Here is a 15,083-nt window from a genome sequence, read left to right on the forward strand (position 1 = left end):
GCGCAGACCGTGCGCAAGGGTTCAAGGTCGCGAATGATTGCGCCGCGCGCGTTTAGCCCTCTTGCAGCAGCTTCAGCGTCAGGCTGCGCGACCCTTTCTTATAGGTCAGCGCATTGGAGCCGATCTGCGTCACCCGCCCGCCATCCAGCCGGTCGCCCACCCCCACTTTGACGAAGCGCCCGTTCGAGAGCCGCACTAGGGCGCGGCGGTTCGACGAGGAGCCGTAAAGCCCGATCAGGTTGATCTTGCGCAGGTTGATGACGTTCTTCTCGGTCGCTTGTCTGGCGACGGAGGCAGAGGTCGGCAGGCGCGTCGGCGCGGCAGTGGGTTCCGGCTCGTCGAGATCGGCGGGCCGCGGGTCGGGCACGGGCGTGGCGACCGGGGCGCGCGCGGCGGCGGCGGCGACGGTTTGCGCGGGCTCGGCGGCGATCGCAGCGGCCAGGGCGTTCTCGACGGAACGCGAGAAGTTACGCGGTTTCGTCGGCGGGACGGCGGAGCGCGCCACCGCCAGAGCGGTCGCGCCGGCGAAGGGATCGGCGTTCTCGGCGACGGCTTCATCTTGCGCCTGCACGGCGGCGGCGACCGACTCCTGGATCGATGCCGGACGGCGCGGTGGCCGCAGTGCCGCGAGTTCAGGGTTCGCGACCGCTGCGGATTCCGAGGCGGGCGCCTGCGTTGTGGCGAGCTTGGTCACCGCGTCGGGGCGAGCCGTCGGGCGCGTCGTCTGGAGTTCGGGATTGGGCTGAAGTGCCGGGTCGAGCGCGCCTTGATCGTTCGGATCAGCCTGCGTGGCGGGATCGGTCTCATTTGGCGCTGCGGTTGCGCCGGTGAGGTCGGCGGGCTTGTCCGCGGGACGGAATCCCGACAGCGACGGGATCGCGCCGAGCGTGCCTTCCGGCGTGATCGGCTGGGTCGCGGCATAGGCCTGCGCGACGGCTTCGGGGCGGGGGCCTGGAGTGACGGCGGGCGCGCCCGCGTAAAGCGTGAAGCCGCCCGGCATTTCCACTCCGTCCTCCGTCGGCGTGACAGGCGGGGTGTCTGGGGGCTGCGTGTCGCTCTGCAGCGTATCGGCGCTCGGCGGGGCGAGCGGCGTCGCGGTGAAGGCCGGAAGCTCTGCGGGCGGCGTCGCAGGCGACGCGATCTGCGCCTCGGTTGCGGGAGCTTCGGTCGCGTCGCTTTGTGCGGTTTCGCTGGCGGTCGCGTCGTTTGCCGCAACGTCCGTTTGCGTCTCAGCCGTGGCGTCCGGAGTCTCTGCCTGCGAATTGGGCATGGTGTCGGGGGCGGTGTCGCCCGTGTCGGACGCCGTGATGTCCGAAGCGGTCGCCTGTGCGTCGGCGAGCGGCTCTGCCGCAGCCGTATCGGCAGGCTGCGTGTCAGAGGGCTGTGCGTCGGCGCCGCTCTGCGTGGGCGCCTGATCCTGCGCTGGCGCGGCGGTGGCGGGCGCGGCCGTGGTGACCGCGTCGCTTTGTTCCGACGGGGCGGGTTGCGCATCAGCCGGGGCGAGCGCCGCGACTTGCTCGTCTTGAGGAGCGGGTTGGTTGGCCGGAGCCTGAGCGTCGGATTGCGTTGCCTCGGGGGCCGCCACTTCAGGAGTGGCCGGGGCAAGGGCGGTCTGCTCTGGCGCGTCACCCGCGGCCGGGGCGGGCGCTTCGGCGATGGCGTCCACCGGCGCATCGACCGGTGCGGGATCGTCGAGCAGTGTGGTCCAGAGCGCGATGATCGCCAGTACCAGCACCAGCGCGCCGGTGAGCATCAGCCCGAGATGGCGCGGCTTGCCGCCCGTCGTCGGCCGCTTGGTGCCGCCGAAAACAGTCTTGTCGCTCGTACGCTCGACGATCGGGGCCGGGGTGGCGGCGCTCGCATCCGGCCCGTCCTTCGCCTCCTCGCGCAGCAACGAGGTCGCGGATTTCGCGCCGAGCGCAGTCGTCTCGCCGATCCCCGTGCGCGCCGAGGGGGCTGTAGCCTTGCCCGCTTTCGCCCCGGTTTTCTGCGGTTCTTTCGGCGTGAAACGCGGATCGGGCTCGTCGAAATCGAGCGTGGGCGCGGTGATCTTGGCGTCGCCCGATGCGATCTTGCTGCGATCGGGCATCGGGCTGAGCCGCGTGGCCCCGCCGAGCCGCGGTGGCGTGTCGTTCACGGTCACCGTCGCCGCGTGGTCGCGGCGCGAAGCGAAGGCGGCGGCGATAACGCTGGCGTCGGATTTCGGCAGATCGTCGTCGTCCTCGTCGCTTTCGAGAGCCTCGGATTGGTCGCTCTCCGCATCGTGCGCCACATCTTCAGGTTTGGCATCGGCCTCCGCGGCGGTTGGCAAGGCCCGTGCGGCCGCGAGGCCAGCAGCGGCGAGGGCTGCGTCCGAGGTTTCCTCGGCGCTGTCCGCCTCCGCGTCGTCGGAGAGCGCGCCATCCGGCTCGCCCTCGGCAAATTCGACCGCATCCGCAGCCTCGGTTTCCTTGGGTGCGATTTCGCCCGCCGCCACCGCTTCGGCGGCCTTGGCGGCGGGGCTTGCCGCAGCGGGCGTGTCCTCGCTCGGCGCGCCTTGCTGCGCGTCGGGCTCGGCTCTCGTCGCATCGAGCAACTCGGAGAATTCGCCCGGCTCGCCCGGCAGCGTGAGATCAGCCTCTTCCGCCGTGGCCTCCGCTCTCGCCGGCTGATCCAGCGCACTCAATTCTGCCAGTTCGGTTTCCGAGACTGCGCTGTCGTCGGAGAGCTCCGCCATCTCGCTCTGCGCAGCGGCGGTTTCCACCTCGGTGGCCTCCGTCTCCGTGGCTTCTGACGGAACGGCCTCCGCCGGCGTCTCGCTTGCCTCCTCGGACAGATCGACAGCCACGATCAGCGCGAATTTGTCGGGCTCGACATGCGCACCTTCGGGAATGTACTGCGCGACCGACGAGGTCAGGCCGAATTGCGGCTCGCCGGGGAAGTCGCCGGGTTCGGGGGCGGCCACGAAACTGACCGGGTTGAAGCCGTTCTCCTGCGCGAAACTCTCGGCTTCCTTCAATGTCTCGCGTGCGATCACGGCGACCTGCACGGTCTGGCCGGGGCCCGCGAAATCATAGACCAGCTCGCTGACGGGGTAGGGCGTCATGCCTTCCAGCGCCGCTTCGATCTGTTTCTTGCGCTGCGCCGGGCTGGGACCGGGCGCGTAGATCGCGGTATAGAGAATCTGCGTATCCGGCAGCACGAGCTTCGAAGTGAAGCCGCGCGGAGCCTGCGCCCGGGCCTTGTCGCGCAGGGCCGCGACCTCGGCCATCGGGTCCTCCCCTTCGAGCGCGGCCTCGCCCAGAAGCGTCCAGCCCTCTTTCGCGCGGTGCACCAGAGCGATGCCATCATGCGAGAGGATCAATGCAAAATCGGGTTTCATGGGTGCTGCGCGCGCCTCGGGGCGGTCCGGTCCAAGTGTTCACATCTTGGTAAAGGAGATTCGATCTTCTGAAAAGCGCCGCGACGGGGACGGAGCGGGCATTTGCCGGTTTTCCACCGTTTCAACGGCGCAGACGCGGGGAACGAAGCAAGAAATGTCGGAAATGCAATCCGCGGTCATGGATGGCGCGCCGACATCGCGGCGCGCCATCTGTGTTATCAGCTGGTTGCGGCGCTCAGCGCCTGATCGAGATCGGCGATAAGGTCGTCCGCATTCTCGATCCCGATCGACAGGCGCACCACGTTCGGCGCGGCCCCTGCGGCGATCTGCTGCGCTTCGGTCAGCTGGCGGTGCGTGGTTGAGGCCGAGTGGATGATCAGCGAGCGCGCATCGCCAAGGTTGGCGACGTGGCTGAACAGCTTGAGATTGTTCACCAGCTTCACGCAGGCGTCGTAGCCGCCTTTGACCGCGACGGTGAACAGCCCGCCCGCGCCCTTCGGCGAGACGGTCTTCATACGCTCATGCCACGGCGAGCTCTCCAGCCCCGCATAGGTGACGTAATCGATGCGCGGGTCCTTTTCGAGCCATTCGGCAATCGCTTTGGCGTTGGCGTTGTGCTTGTCCATCCGCAGGCTCAGCGTCTCGATCCCCATCAGCGTGTAATGCGCGCCTTGCGGGTTCATCGTCATGCCGAGATCACGCAGCCCGACCGCGATCGAGTGAAAGGTGAAGGCCATGGGCCCCAGCGCCTCGTGGAATTTCAGCCCGTGATAGGCGGGCTCGGGTTCGCTCAGCGACGGGAACTTGCCCGAGGCGGACCAGTCGAACTTGCCGCTATCGACGACACAGCCGCCGGTGACGGTGCCGTTGCCGGTCATGTATTTCGTCAGCGAGTGGACGACGAGGGTCGCGCCATGCTCGATCGGGCGGCACAGGTAGGGGGTGGCCAGCGTGTTGTCGACGATCAGCGGCAGGCCGACCTTGTCGGCCAGTTTCGCCACCGCCGGAAGGTCGGTGATGTAGCCGCCCGGATTCGAGATCGACTCGCAGAAGATCGCGCGGGTGTTCTCGTCCACCGCCGCTTCCAACGCGTCGAGATCGTCGAAATCGACGAAGGTGCAGGACCAGCCGAAGCGCTTGATCGTGTGGCTGAACTGGGTGATCGAGCCGCCATAGAGCCGCGTCGAGGCCACGATGTTCAGCCCCGGCCCCATCAGCGGGAAGAGCGCCATGATCTGCGCCGCATGACCCGAGGAACAGGTCACGCCGCCTGCCGCGCCTTCAAGCGCCGCGACACGTTCGGCCAGCTTCATCACCGTCGGGTTGGTCAGGCGCGAATAGATGAAGCCGACTTCCTCGAGATTGAACAGGCGCGCCGCGTGGTCGGCGTCTTTGAAGGCGTAGGATGTGGTCTGGTAGATCGGCACCTGAACCGCGCCCGTCGCGGGATCGGGATCGGCCGCGGCGTGGATTTGCAGGGTGTCGAATGCGTAGTCGGACATATCGGGGCTCCTCTTTTCTTGCCGAGACGTTAGCGGCACCGGGAGAGGCCGACAAACACATTCGTTTTCGGTGATAAGAGGCCAGAGAAGGACCGCGCGGCTCAGCGCATCCAGAGCTTCGCGCGCTTGATCCGGTTACGCAGCGCCTTCTCGTGCCGTGGCATGCCTTCCTCCGCGATGATCCCGCGAAGCTTCCGGCCCTTACCCTGATAAATCAGCTTCTTGGCAGGCTCGTAAGCCTTCAGCACTTTCTTGACCCTGTTCGGGGACGTCAGTTCTTCGACGGTGTCGATCACGGTGTCGCTCTCGCGCGCGTACATCAATGGCAGCGCGCGGTAATGACAGCTGACATCGCCGTCGAGCCCATCGAGCTCGGGTCCCGGGCGCCCGCCGCCGAAGGAATGGATCACCAGCGGCAGCGCAACCTGATCGAGCCACGGATCGAGCGATTGGCAGGCCAGCTCATCCGGCGTCTCGTCGCGGATGTCGCGGGCGTAGCGCAGGAAACGGTCGCCGAACTCCGCCGGGTCGGGACCGAAGAACCAGCCTGCGTTGAAATACATGTAGCGCCGCCAGTATTCGTCCGGCTGGCTCAGATCGAGCGTCTCCTCGAACCCGTCCAGCCCGAATTTGTCGTAGAGCGACTTCCAGATGCCGGTATAGCCCGGACCGTAAAGCGGCGGCTCGGGCCAGGTGCCGGTGCGGCGCATCGAGGCTGATGGACGGTCGAAGTCGAAACCGACCTGCGACAGCGGCCCGGTAAAAACTGTATCGGTGTCGAAGAAGACGAAGGGCATCCCCGCGGGCAGGGCGGCGAGCGCCTCGATCTTGTTGCCATGGGGGTAGGACTGGCCGAAGACCTTCGACTCGAAGGGCACGATCTCGGCGCCGACCTCTTCGAGCAGCGCCCGGACCGGACCGGAGATCCGCGTCTCCTCGGACCAGCGCGGGCCGGGTTGCGGCTCGGCGATCAGCAAGCGCCCAGCGAAGTCCGGATTGGCGGCGCGGAAACTCAATACGAACAGAATCGCTTCGAATTCCAGCCGTCCCGCCTGTGCAACACAGAAGATGTTGTAGGGTTGTGAAGTCCGGTCGTTCGCCGCCATACTGCCGCCTGTCGGAGGATTTGAACGCAGTATAGCGAGAAAGTTCAGGGGTAAAAGGTGATACGGATAAGCAAGTTAGCCGCGTTGGCGCTGTGTGGTGTCGCATTGAGCGGCCCCGCGAACGCGCAGAATTTTACCACCGCTGCCGAAGTGCGCCCGATTCTCGGCATGACCCGCGACTCCTGGGTCGCGATCCGGGAATACGGTGGCAAGGATCTGGTCTACTTCACCCATCTTCTGGCGTGGCGCTGCGGGCTGAGCGAGATTCGCTACGGTTTCAATGGTGCGCCGCCCACCAAATCGTTCAAGATGGAGAAATGCCACGAGGGCGCAGCCCAGCCCAACGCGATCTCGGGCGACAATGTCTATGTCAGCCAGCCGCAGGGCTCGGTCTCCGAGGTGCGGGTGAAGCTGATCTATGACGATGGCAGTTCGGAAGAAGCACGGTTCAGCCGCAAAGCGGTGCTGCAATAAACGGCGCAACGAATGGGCGTTATTCAACACAGCGGCCCCCGTGGGAGCCGCGTGTCACCAGTTCCTGAAAGGGGGAAGTGGTGGGTGACCCTGGAATCGAACCAGGCGTGGGTCGCCCCGGCGGAGTTACAGTCCGCTGCCGCACCTTGCAGCACGTCACCCGACGCTGGGCGGGAGATACAAAAGGGGGCGGGGGGCGTCAAGAGAGAGTTTGCCGAAAAATCGCGCTCCGGATCAGAGCTTGCCAAACGAGGTCATTCCGCGCAGGTAGGGGCCAAAGGAGACCCGCGATGAAAAAGCCAGCCTGGGTGATCGATAAGGAACGCGCCAAGCGCGCTGCGGCCGCCGAGTCCGTGTGGCTCTTCGGCCTGCATGCGGTGCGCGATGCACTGCAGAACCCGATGCGCGAGCGTCTGCGGTTGGTCTGTTCGAAGAACGCCGCCGACAAACTGGCCGAGGCGATCGAGGCGTCGGGCATGGAGCCCGAGATCGTCGATGTCCGCAAGTTCGACAAGTTCGTACCGATCTCGACCGACTCCGTCCATCAGGGCGCGGCGCTCGAGGTGAAACCGCTCGATTGGGGCGCGCTGAAGGATGTCTGCTTCGGGGCGCGCCGTGTGGTGCTGCTCGACCGCGTCACCGATCCGCATAACGTCGGCGCCATCCTGCGCTCGGCCGAGGTGTTCGGCGCGGCCGCCGTGATCGCGCCGCATCGCCATTCCGCGCCCGAGACCGGCGCACTCGCGAAAACCGCCTCCGGCGCGCTCGAGCGTCAGCCCTATCTGCGGGTGAAGAACCTCTCCGACGCGATGGAGGAGCTTCGCCAGATGGGCTTCCGGCTCATCGGGCTTGCGGGCGAGGCGAAGATGTCGCTCGAAGACGGGCTGTCCGAGGCGGGAATGGAGCCGGTGGCGCTCGTTTTGGGCGCCGAGGGACCGGGCCTGCGCGAGAAGACCCGCGAGACCTGCGACCGTCTGGTGCGAATCCCCTTTGCGGGCGAATTCGGTTCGCTCAACGTGTCGAATGCCGCCGCGGTGTCTCTTTATGCATCCGCAAGTCGGTAATGGTCACAAAATCGCGATCATGAGGGCGTGGACCTTAAAAGCGGCGGGATGCGTTCCTATCTCGATGTCCGAGGCGCAGCTTCGGAACCGCTGCGTCTCTAGTTCACTGTCCCTCGTTCCGCCACTGTTGCGCCCAGCCTTCAAGGCTTGGGCGCATTTTTCTTAGAGGGCTGCGACAAAGGAGAGGTTTCAGATGCAAGACGAGATTCGCGACATTCTGGAAAGTACCAAGATCATCGCCGTGGTCGGCATGTCCCACAAGCCGGAGCGCCCCTCATATGAAGTGGCGCGGTTTCTGCAATCCAAGGGGTATCGTGTGATCCCGGTCAATCCTGGGCTCGCGGGGCAACAGCTGCTGGGCGAGACGGTCTATGCCGATCTCGTCGCGATCCCCGACGAGATCGCGGTGGATATGGTCGACGTGTTCCGCCGTTCCGAGGCGGTGCCGGAGGTCGTGGACGAGGCGCTGGCGCATCTGCCCCATCTCAAGACGATCTGGATGCAGCTTGGCGTGTCGCATGACGCTGCCGCCGAGAAAGCCCGAGGACAGGGGGTGAAAGTCGTGATGAACCGATGCCCGAAGATCGACTATCCCCGCGTGATGGTCGGGTAAGGCGAGGGGGCTCTGCCCCCTCGTGACGGCCTTGCCCCCGGGATATTTCGATCAAGGAGAAGACCGGATCAGCCCTTTACGGCTTTGACAGCCTCGAGAATCGCATCGGCGATGTAATCGAGATCGGGCTGCTTGAGCCTCGCGGGTAAGCGCGTATCGCAAGCGCGCATCAGCATCTCTCGGGTTTTCGGAAGCTCCGGCACATCTCCGAGGAACTGCCAGTTCCAGAAGGCGCGCGCATTGTCTTGGCTGAGGCCGAAGACCTGCACGCTGACGCCGCGCGCTTTCGCTTCCGATTGCATCTTGCGGGCTTCGTCATCCGACCAATCGCCCGCGAGGTTGAACTGCAGCGAATCCGGGGCGCGGGTTTCGGGCCCGAGCGGCGGCGGCACGTCGAGCCAGTCGCTCGTGTTCAGCCGCTCCGCGACATAGTCGTGGTTGGCGCGACCATCGTTCACGCGGCGCTCCACTTCCGCGATCTGCGGGCGGATGACGGCGGCGGAGAGGTTCTGCATCCGGCAATTGTATAGCGGCAGCTTGTTCTGCCAGTGATGGAAGCTGTTCTGCAGGCCGGGATGCTTCTTCCAATTATGCTCATAGGCGCCCGACATGATGACCGCGCGGGCGGCGAGCTCCGGATCGTCGGTCAGCAGGATGCCGCCTTCGCCCGCGTTGATCAGCTTGTAGGACTGGAAGGAGAGGCAGCCGATCTTGCCGATGGTGCCGATCTTCTTGCCGTTCCAGAGCGTTCCGAGCGAGTGCGCCGCGTCCTCGATCACCGGCACGTCCTTCTCGGCTGCCAGTTCCATGATCACGTCCATATCGGAGGTGTGGCCGCGCATGTGAGAGATTAGCACCGCGTCGATGCTGTCGTCGAATTTCGCGCGGAAATCGTCGAGGTCGATGCGGAAATTGGAGCCGACTTCGACCAGAATCGGGACGCAATCGGCGTGGACGATGGCGGAAGGGACGGCAGCGAAGGTGAAGGCTGGGACCAGCACGCGCGCGCCGCGCGGCAGGTCGAGCGCCTTCATCGACAGGAAGAGGGCTTGCGAGCAGGATGACACCGCCACGGCGTATTTGACGCCCATGAATTCCGCGAACTCGGCTTCCAGCTTGGCGACCGGCGCGTCTTCCGAGGTGTAGCGGAACAGGTCCCCGCTTGTCAGAAGGCGATCGATTTCGGCCCGGGCGGCCTCGGGAATGGCCTCGGCGTCGTAGCAATTCGGGGCGGTCTGTCCGTCACGCGGCATGGCAAGATATCCTGAAACTGACTTTCAGAAATACTTACACTGCAGGGGGCGAATTCTCCAGTGACCTTTTCATGACGAAACTGAGACCGGCTCAAATCCCCAGTTTGTCGCGCATCGAGAACCACGTCATCGCGGCGACCAGAAGCGGGCTGCGCAGGAGCGATCCGCCCGGGAAGCCCGGCACGTCGAGGCTGGCCATCAGGTCGAAGCGTTCGGCTTGACCTGCGACTGCCTCGGCCATGATCTTGCCCGCCATCGTGCCCATCGCGACGCCATGGCCGGAAAAGCCGCTGGCCGAGAGCGCGTTTTTCAAAGGCCGTGCGAAATAGGGCATCCGGGTGCGGGTGATGGCGAGCGTGCCGCCCCAAGCGTAGTCGATCTTTACATCGGCAAGGGAGGGGTAGACCTCCAGCATCGGCTTGCGCACGGTCTGCACGATGTCGGGGAACTTGTAGCCATAGCTTTCGCCGCCGCCGAAGAGCAGGCGGTTATCGTCAGAGAGCCGCCAGTAATTCACCACGAATTTCGTGTCCGCCACGGCGATATTCTCGCGCAGCACTTGGGCGACGCGCGGGCCCAGCGGCTCTGTCGCGACGATGAAATTGTTGATCGGCATCACATGCGAAGCCACGCGCGGGGCGAGGTTTCCAAGATAGCCATTGGCCGCGAAGATCAGATGATCGGCATCGATATGGCCATGCTCGGTCTGCACGCGCACCGGCGCGCCGGGACGGATATGATGGACGAGCGAGCCCTCGTGGATTTCCACGCCGGCCTTGTCGCAAGCGAGCGCCAGGGCCTGGGCGAAGTTCAGCGGATGCAGGTGCCCTGCGCCCCGGTCGATATCGCCGCCAAGATAGGCCTCCGACGGCAGAATTGCGTGCAGCGCCTCGCGGGAGAGCGGCTCCACCTGATCGTAGCCGTAATCGCGGGCCAGTTTCTCCGCCATGTGGTGGGAATGCGCGACCTCGGATTGCGTCCGGCAGGCATGGGCGATGCCGGGGTGGAAGGTCACGTCCATCTCGTATCGTGCGATCAGGTCGCGGATCAGCGCTTTCGCGTCCTCTCCGATATCCCAAAGCCTGCGCGCCATTTCGGGGCCGTGGGCTTTCTCCAGATCGTCCTGCTCCAGCCGCTGGCCCGAGCCCACCTGCCCGCCATTGCGTCCCGACGCCCCGAAGCCTACGCGATGGGCCTCGAGCAGCCGCACAGAATAGCCCTTTTCCGCCAGATGCAGCGCCGCCGAGAGGCCGGTGAAGCCGCCGCCCACCACGCAGACATCCGCCCGGTGGCGGCCCTTCAACTCGGGCCAGCGCCGGTCGGTCAGCGCGGTCGCCGCGTAATAGCTCGGCGCGTGCTCGCCCTTGCGGTCATTGGCGAAGAGCAGGTTCATCGCATCACACGTTCATCAACAGGTGCTCGCGCTCCCACGGCGAGATCACCTGTAGGAACTCCTTGTATTCGTTGCGCTTCACGGCCTCATAGACGGCGCAGAATTCCGGCCCCAGCACGTCGCGGATCGGGGCGCTTTCCGAGAACAGATCGAGCGCATCGCCCAGATTCACCGGCACGTCTTCGGCCGACATATAGGCGTCGCCCAGGCATTCGGGCTTCGGCATCTGCTTTTCCTTGAGGCCCAGATAAGCGCAAGCGAGCGAGGCCGCGAGCCCGAGATAGGGGTTGCAGTCCATTCCCGCGAGACGGTTTTCGATCCGCCGCGCCGCTGGGCCGGAGATCGGCACGCGCAGGCCCGTCGTGCGGTTGTCACGGCCCCATTCAAGATTGATCGGGGCCGCGAAATCCGGGACGTAGCGGCGATAGCTGTTCACGTAGGGCGCCAGCAGCGCGATCACCGCGGGCAGGTGCGTCTGAAGCCCCGCGATGCAATGCAGGAAGGCCTCCGTCTCGCCGCCCCTCTCGTCCGAGAAGATGTTCTCGCCGGTCTTGGTGTCGATCACCGATTGGTGGATATGCATGGCCGAGCCCGGCTCGCCCTCGATCGGCTTCGCCATAAAGGTGGCAAAGCAATCCTGACGCAGGGCGGCCTCGCGGATCAGCCGCTTGAAGTAGAAGATCTGGTCGGCGAGTTCGACCGGGTCGCCATGGGCGAGGTTGATCTCGATCTGCCCGGCACCGCCTTCCTGCAAGATGCCGTCGATCTCGAAACCCTGAAGCTCGGCGAAGTCGTAGATATCGTCGATGACCTTGCCGTATTCATCGACCGCCGACATCGAATAGGCCTGCTTGGCGGCCGCGCGACGACCAGACCGCCCCATCGGCGGGATGATCGGCTGGTTCGGATCCACATTACGTGCAACGAGGAAGAATTCCATTTCGGGGGCGACGACCGGCACCCAGCCCTCGGCCTCGTAAAGCGAAAGCACGCGCTTGAGCACGTTGCGTGGGGCGATCGGCACCGGGTTGCCCTGCTGGTCCTCGACGTCGTGGATGATCTGCAAGGTCCAGTCCGCCGTCCAGGGCGCGGCCGTCGCGGTCGAGAAATCGGGCGTCAGGATCATGTCCGGCTCGGTGAAGGCGCCCGAGGGGTTGTCAGTCCACTCGCCGGTGATCGTCTGCAGGAAGATCGAGTTCGGCAGGAAGAAGCGATCCTGGAACTTGAATTTCGACGCGGGCATCGCCTTGCCGCGCGCGACCCCCGCGATGTCGGCGACAATGCATTCAACCTCGTCGAGACGCCGACCCTCGATGTAATCGCGTGCGGCTTGCGGGATGCGGTCGGTCCAGTCCTTCATGTCGCTCATCGGTCAGCTTTCCGGGTGCGCGGGCACCCTTGTCTTGAGGAAGAAATCGGCGATGCGCTCGGCGATCCGGGGCGCGCCGTTGGGCCGGCCCAGCCGCGTGCGGGCCGCCTCCATCAACTCGTCGGGCACGACGCCGCGCCCGCGTGTGTCCATCAACCCTTCCACGAATTCGTCGCGAAACTCGGGATGGGGCTGAACGGTGAAGATCGTGTCGCCATAGGTAAGCGCTGGATAGGCGCAGAAATCATTGCCCGCGATCGGTGTCGCACCCGGCGGCAGCTCTGTCACCTGATCCTGATGCCACGCGTTGAGTGCGATCACCTCGCCGCCGAAATCGTAATCCTGCGGGCCTACGGCCCAGCCGCCGGAGAATTTCTCGACCTTGCCGCCAAGCGCCTGCGCGATGATTTGGTGGCCGAAACAGATGCCAACCATCGGCACCTTCTCGGCATGGGCGTCGCGGATGAACGTCTCGAGTGGCTTGATGAAGGGATGATCCTCGTAGGCGCCGTGACGGGAGCCGGTGATCAGCCAGCCGTCGCATTCATGCACGTCTTTCGGGAAGTGCATATGCTCGACGTCGTAGCGTTGGAATTCGAGGCCGCGCCCGGCGAGCAGGGCTTCGAACATGTCGGGATAATCGCCCGCCTTGTCGCGCAGAACGTCGGGGGATTGGCCGGTTTGGAGAATGCCGATACGCATGGGAGGTCCGCTCGTAAGCTCTTGTTGCCGAAGCGTAGTGCGGGCCGTGAGCGGCGGCAAGGGGGGCGCTGCTGGTTCGCCGGATCGCGGCCGGAAGGCGCGAAGGGGGCTCCGCCCCCGGCGCGTGCGCGCCTCCCCCGGGATATTTCCATCAAGAGGAAGATCCGTTTCGGCTTGGGCGAAATGTCCGGGGGGAGGGCGATAGCCCGAGGGGGCAGCGCCCCTCTTCCTTTGGTTTTGTCGCTCTCCGGCGACGGGGGCAGAGCCCCCGTTCTCGACGCTTAACGCGAGCGGATCATTCCCATGATCTCGAGCGTCTGGCCCAGGATCGGCTGTGCGATCTCGTCGGCCCGGTTCGCGCCATCGCCCAGGATATTGTCGATCTCGGAAGGGTCGTTCATCAGCCGGGTCATCTCGTCCGAGATCGGGGCGAGCTTCGCGACTGCGAGCTCCGCCAGCGCCGGTTTGAACTTGCCGAAGCCCTCGCCGCCATATTCGCCCAGCACTTGGGTCGGCGTCATGTCGGCCAGCGCGGCGTAGATGTTCACGAGGTTGCGCGCCTCGGCTCGGTCCTTGAGCCCCTCGATCTCGGAGGGCAGGGGCTCGGGGTCGGTCACGGCCTTGCGAATCTTCTTGGCGATCGTGTCGGCATCGTCGGTCAGGTTGATGCGGCTCGCGTCCGAGGGGTCGGATTTCGACATCTTCTTGGTGCCGTCGCGCAGGGACATCACCCGGGTAGCGGCGCCTTCGATCAGCGGCTCGGGGGAGGGAAAGAACTCGGTCCCGTAGTCGTGGTTGAACTTGGCCGCAATGTCGCGGGTCAATTCGACGTGCTGCTTCTGATCCTCGCCTACCGGCACCATCGTCGCGTGATATAGCAGGATGTCGGCGGCCATCAGGGCGGGATAGGCATAGAGGCCCAGCGAGGCCTTCTCGGCATTCTTGCCCGCCTTGTCCTTGAACTGGGTCATCCGGTTCATCCAGCCCAGACGCGCGACGCAGTTCAGCGCCCAGGCCAGTTCGGCATGGGCCGACACTTGCGATTGGTTGAACAGGATCGAGCGTTTCGGGTCGACGCCCGAGGCGATGAAGGCGGCAGCTGCCTCGCGGGTGTTGCGGCGCAGCGCCTCGGGCTCTTGCCAGACCGTGATCGCGTGCAGGTCGACGAGGCAGTAGATTGTCTCGATTCCTTCGTCCTGCTTCTGGGCGAAGCGCTTGAGCGCGCCCAGATAGTTGCCCAGCGTGAGCCCGCCCGAGGGCTGGATGCCGGAGAAGATCCGCGGTTTGAAATTGGCGTTGAGGGGTTGCGCTTGCTCGCTCATCTGATGCTCCTGATCTGCGGGGGGTGGAAGCCCGCCATTGAGGATCTCCCGGGGTGGAAATCCGCTCTCCGCTCGCTTATCGCTAAAGCGCAAAGGGCGCAACTGAGCCCGCGAGCAGGAGACCATTAATGCGCGACGGCTATGATGAACACCCGATGAACCCGCTGCCGCCAGTGGTCTGGCTTCTGGCGCTGCCGATCATCGCGACGGAGCTGTTCTTCGCGATGGGCCAGTCGGGGCTGATCGGCGGGGCGCAGGCGGCGGGCTGGCGGCTCGACGCGCTGCAGAAATTCGCCTTCTCGCCGCAGGTGATGCGCGCGATGGTCCAGACCGGGCAATATCCGCCGGAGCAGATGATGCGAATTCTGACCTATCCGTTCGTCAACGCTTCGGTGACTCAGGCGATCTTCGTGCTCGTGTTCCTCTTGGCGCTGGGCAAGATGGTTGGCGAGGTGTTCTCGGGCCTCGCCGTGGCGATCGTCTTCTTCGGGGCGACGATCCTTGGCGCGCTTGTCTATGCGGCGCTGCCCTTTACGCAGATCGGGCTCTATGGCGGCTATCCCGGCGATTACGGGCTGATCGGGGCGTTCACATGGATTCTGTGGACGCGACTGGGGCAGGAAAATGCGAACCAGTTCCGGGCCTTCTCGTTGATCGGCGCACTGATGGGCATTCAGCTGCTGTTTGCGATGATCTTCGGCGCGCGGCCCGACTGGATCGCGGATATCGTCGGGTTCGTGGCAGGCTTCGTGCTGAGCTTCTTCGTGGCGCCCGGCGGAATGCAGCGGACGTTGCAGCGGCTGCGGCGTCGGTGAGCCTTCCTGGCCAGGGGCGACTAGCCCCGGGCCGCGCCCGACCCTCCCACCGGGAGGGCGCATTGGCGAAGTCGGCGCAGGCATTAGCGGCCGTCGGGCATGAGAGATA

Annotated in this window: 12 protein-coding genes and 1 tRNA gene; 4 read left to right on the forward strand and 9 right to left on the reverse strand. The window is 65.2% G+C overall.

The annotated features are described in order from the left end of the window. Nucleotides 1–52: 52 nt before the first annotated feature. The 3 genes from B6V72_RS04870 to B6V72_RS04880 all read right to left on the reverse strand — a co-directional run bounded on the left by B6V72_RS04870 (nt 53) and on the right by B6V72_RS04880 (nt 5,969). Entirely contained in the window at nt 53–3,361 is a 3,309-nt protein-coding gene (locus tag B6V72_RS04870; protein ID WP_088734882.1) for a hypothetical protein, read from the reverse strand. Between the two features lie 218 nt (nt 3,362–3,579). After that, on the reverse strand, nt 3,580–4,863 hold the full coding sequence (locus B6V72_RS04875; RefSeq protein WP_075774091.1) for an O-acetylhomoserine aminocarboxypropyltransferase/cysteine synthase family protein: 1,284 nt from the start codon (nt 4,861–4,863) through the stop codon (nt 3,580–3,582). A 101-nt stretch (nt 4,864–4,964) separates the two neighbouring features. Continuing rightward, nucleotides 4,965–5,969, reverse strand: a complete 1,005-nt coding sequence (locus B6V72_RS04880) for a hypothetical protein (protein ID WP_088734883.1) — start codon at nt 5,967–5,969, stop codon at nt 4,965–4,967. A gap of 168 nt (nt 5,970–6,137) precedes the next feature. Here B6V72_RS04880 and B6V72_RS04885 point away from each other — a divergent pair, with 168 nt between their 5' ends. After that, nucleotides 6,138–6,443 carry a hypothetical protein gene (locus tag B6V72_RS04885; RefSeq protein WP_233242987.1) on the forward strand — a complete coding sequence of 102 codons (306 nt, stop codon included), beginning with the start codon at nt 6,138–6,140 and terminating at the stop codon, nt 6,441–6,443. A gap of 78 nt (nt 6,444–6,521) precedes the next feature. Here B6V72_RS04885 and B6V72_RS04890 read toward each other — a convergent pair. Next, nucleotides 6,522–6,605, reverse strand: a tRNA-Tyr gene (locus B6V72_RS04890). Nucleotides 6,606–6,733: 128 nt separating this feature from the next. Between B6V72_RS04890 and rlmB the strand changes: the two genes are divergently transcribed. Further along, nucleotides 6,734–7,507, forward strand: coding sequence for a 23S rRNA (guanosine(2251)-2'-O)-methyltransferase RlmB (rlmB, locus tag B6V72_RS04895; protein ID WP_088734884.1), 774 nt, complete (start codon nt 6,734–6,736; stop codon nt 7,505–7,507). A 193-nt stretch (nt 7,508–7,700) separates the two neighbouring features. Continuing rightward, on the forward strand, nt 7,701–8,120 hold the full coding sequence (locus B6V72_RS04900; RefSeq protein WP_088734885.1) for a CoA-binding protein: 420 nt from the start codon (nt 7,701–7,703) through the stop codon (nt 8,118–8,120). A 68-nt stretch (nt 8,121–8,188) separates the two neighbouring features. On the opposite strand, the gene B6V72_RS04905 is transcribed toward B6V72_RS04900, so the two are convergent. The 5 genes from B6V72_RS04905 to trpS form a co-directional block, all read right to left on the reverse strand. Further along, nucleotides 8,189–9,373: an aminotransferase class I/II-fold pyridoxal phosphate-dependent enzyme gene (locus B6V72_RS04905; RefSeq protein ID WP_088734886.1), complete on the reverse strand. Its 1,185-nt coding sequence runs from the start codon at nt 9,371–9,373 to the stop codon at nt 8,189–8,191. A gap of 91 nt (nt 9,374–9,464) precedes the next feature. Then, nucleotides 9,465–10,766 (reverse strand): FAD-binding oxidoreductase, encoded by a 1,302-nt coding sequence (locus B6V72_RS04910; RefSeq protein ID WP_088734888.1) that lies wholly within the window; start codon nt 10,764–10,766, stop codon nt 9,465–9,467. 4 nt (nt 10,767–10,770) lie between these two features. Further along, nucleotides 10,771–12,126 (reverse strand): glutamine synthetase family protein, encoded by a 1,356-nt coding sequence (locus tag B6V72_RS04915; RefSeq protein ID WP_088719768.1) that lies wholly within the window; start codon nt 12,124–12,126, stop codon nt 10,771–10,773. A gap of 12 nt (nt 12,127–12,138) precedes the next feature. Beyond that, complete coding sequence (locus tag B6V72_RS04920) at nt 12,139–12,837, reverse strand: type 1 glutamine amidotransferase (protein ID WP_075774097.1); 699 nt, start codon at nt 12,835–12,837, stop codon at nt 12,139–12,141. Between the two features lie 281 nt (nt 12,838–13,118). Beyond that, nucleotides 13,119–14,159: a tryptophan--tRNA ligase gene (gene trpS / locus B6V72_RS04925; protein WP_088719627.1), complete on the reverse strand. Its 1,041-nt coding sequence runs from the start codon at nt 14,157–14,159 to the stop codon at nt 13,119–13,121. A 128-nt stretch (nt 14,160–14,287) separates the two neighbouring features. Here trpS and B6V72_RS04930 point away from each other — a divergent pair, with 128 nt between their 5' ends. Beyond that, complete coding sequence (locus tag B6V72_RS04930; RefSeq protein ID WP_075774099.1) at nt 14,288–14,974, forward strand: rhomboid family intramembrane serine protease; 687 nt, start codon at nt 14,288–14,290, stop codon at nt 14,972–14,974. Nucleotides 14,975–15,083 lie beyond the last annotated feature (109 nt).

The sequence above is a fragment of the Thioclava sp. F34-6 genome, assembly GCF_002213235.1.
Lineage (GTDB): Bacteria > Pseudomonadota > Alphaproteobacteria > Rhodobacterales > Rhodobacteraceae > Thioclava > Thioclava nitratireducens.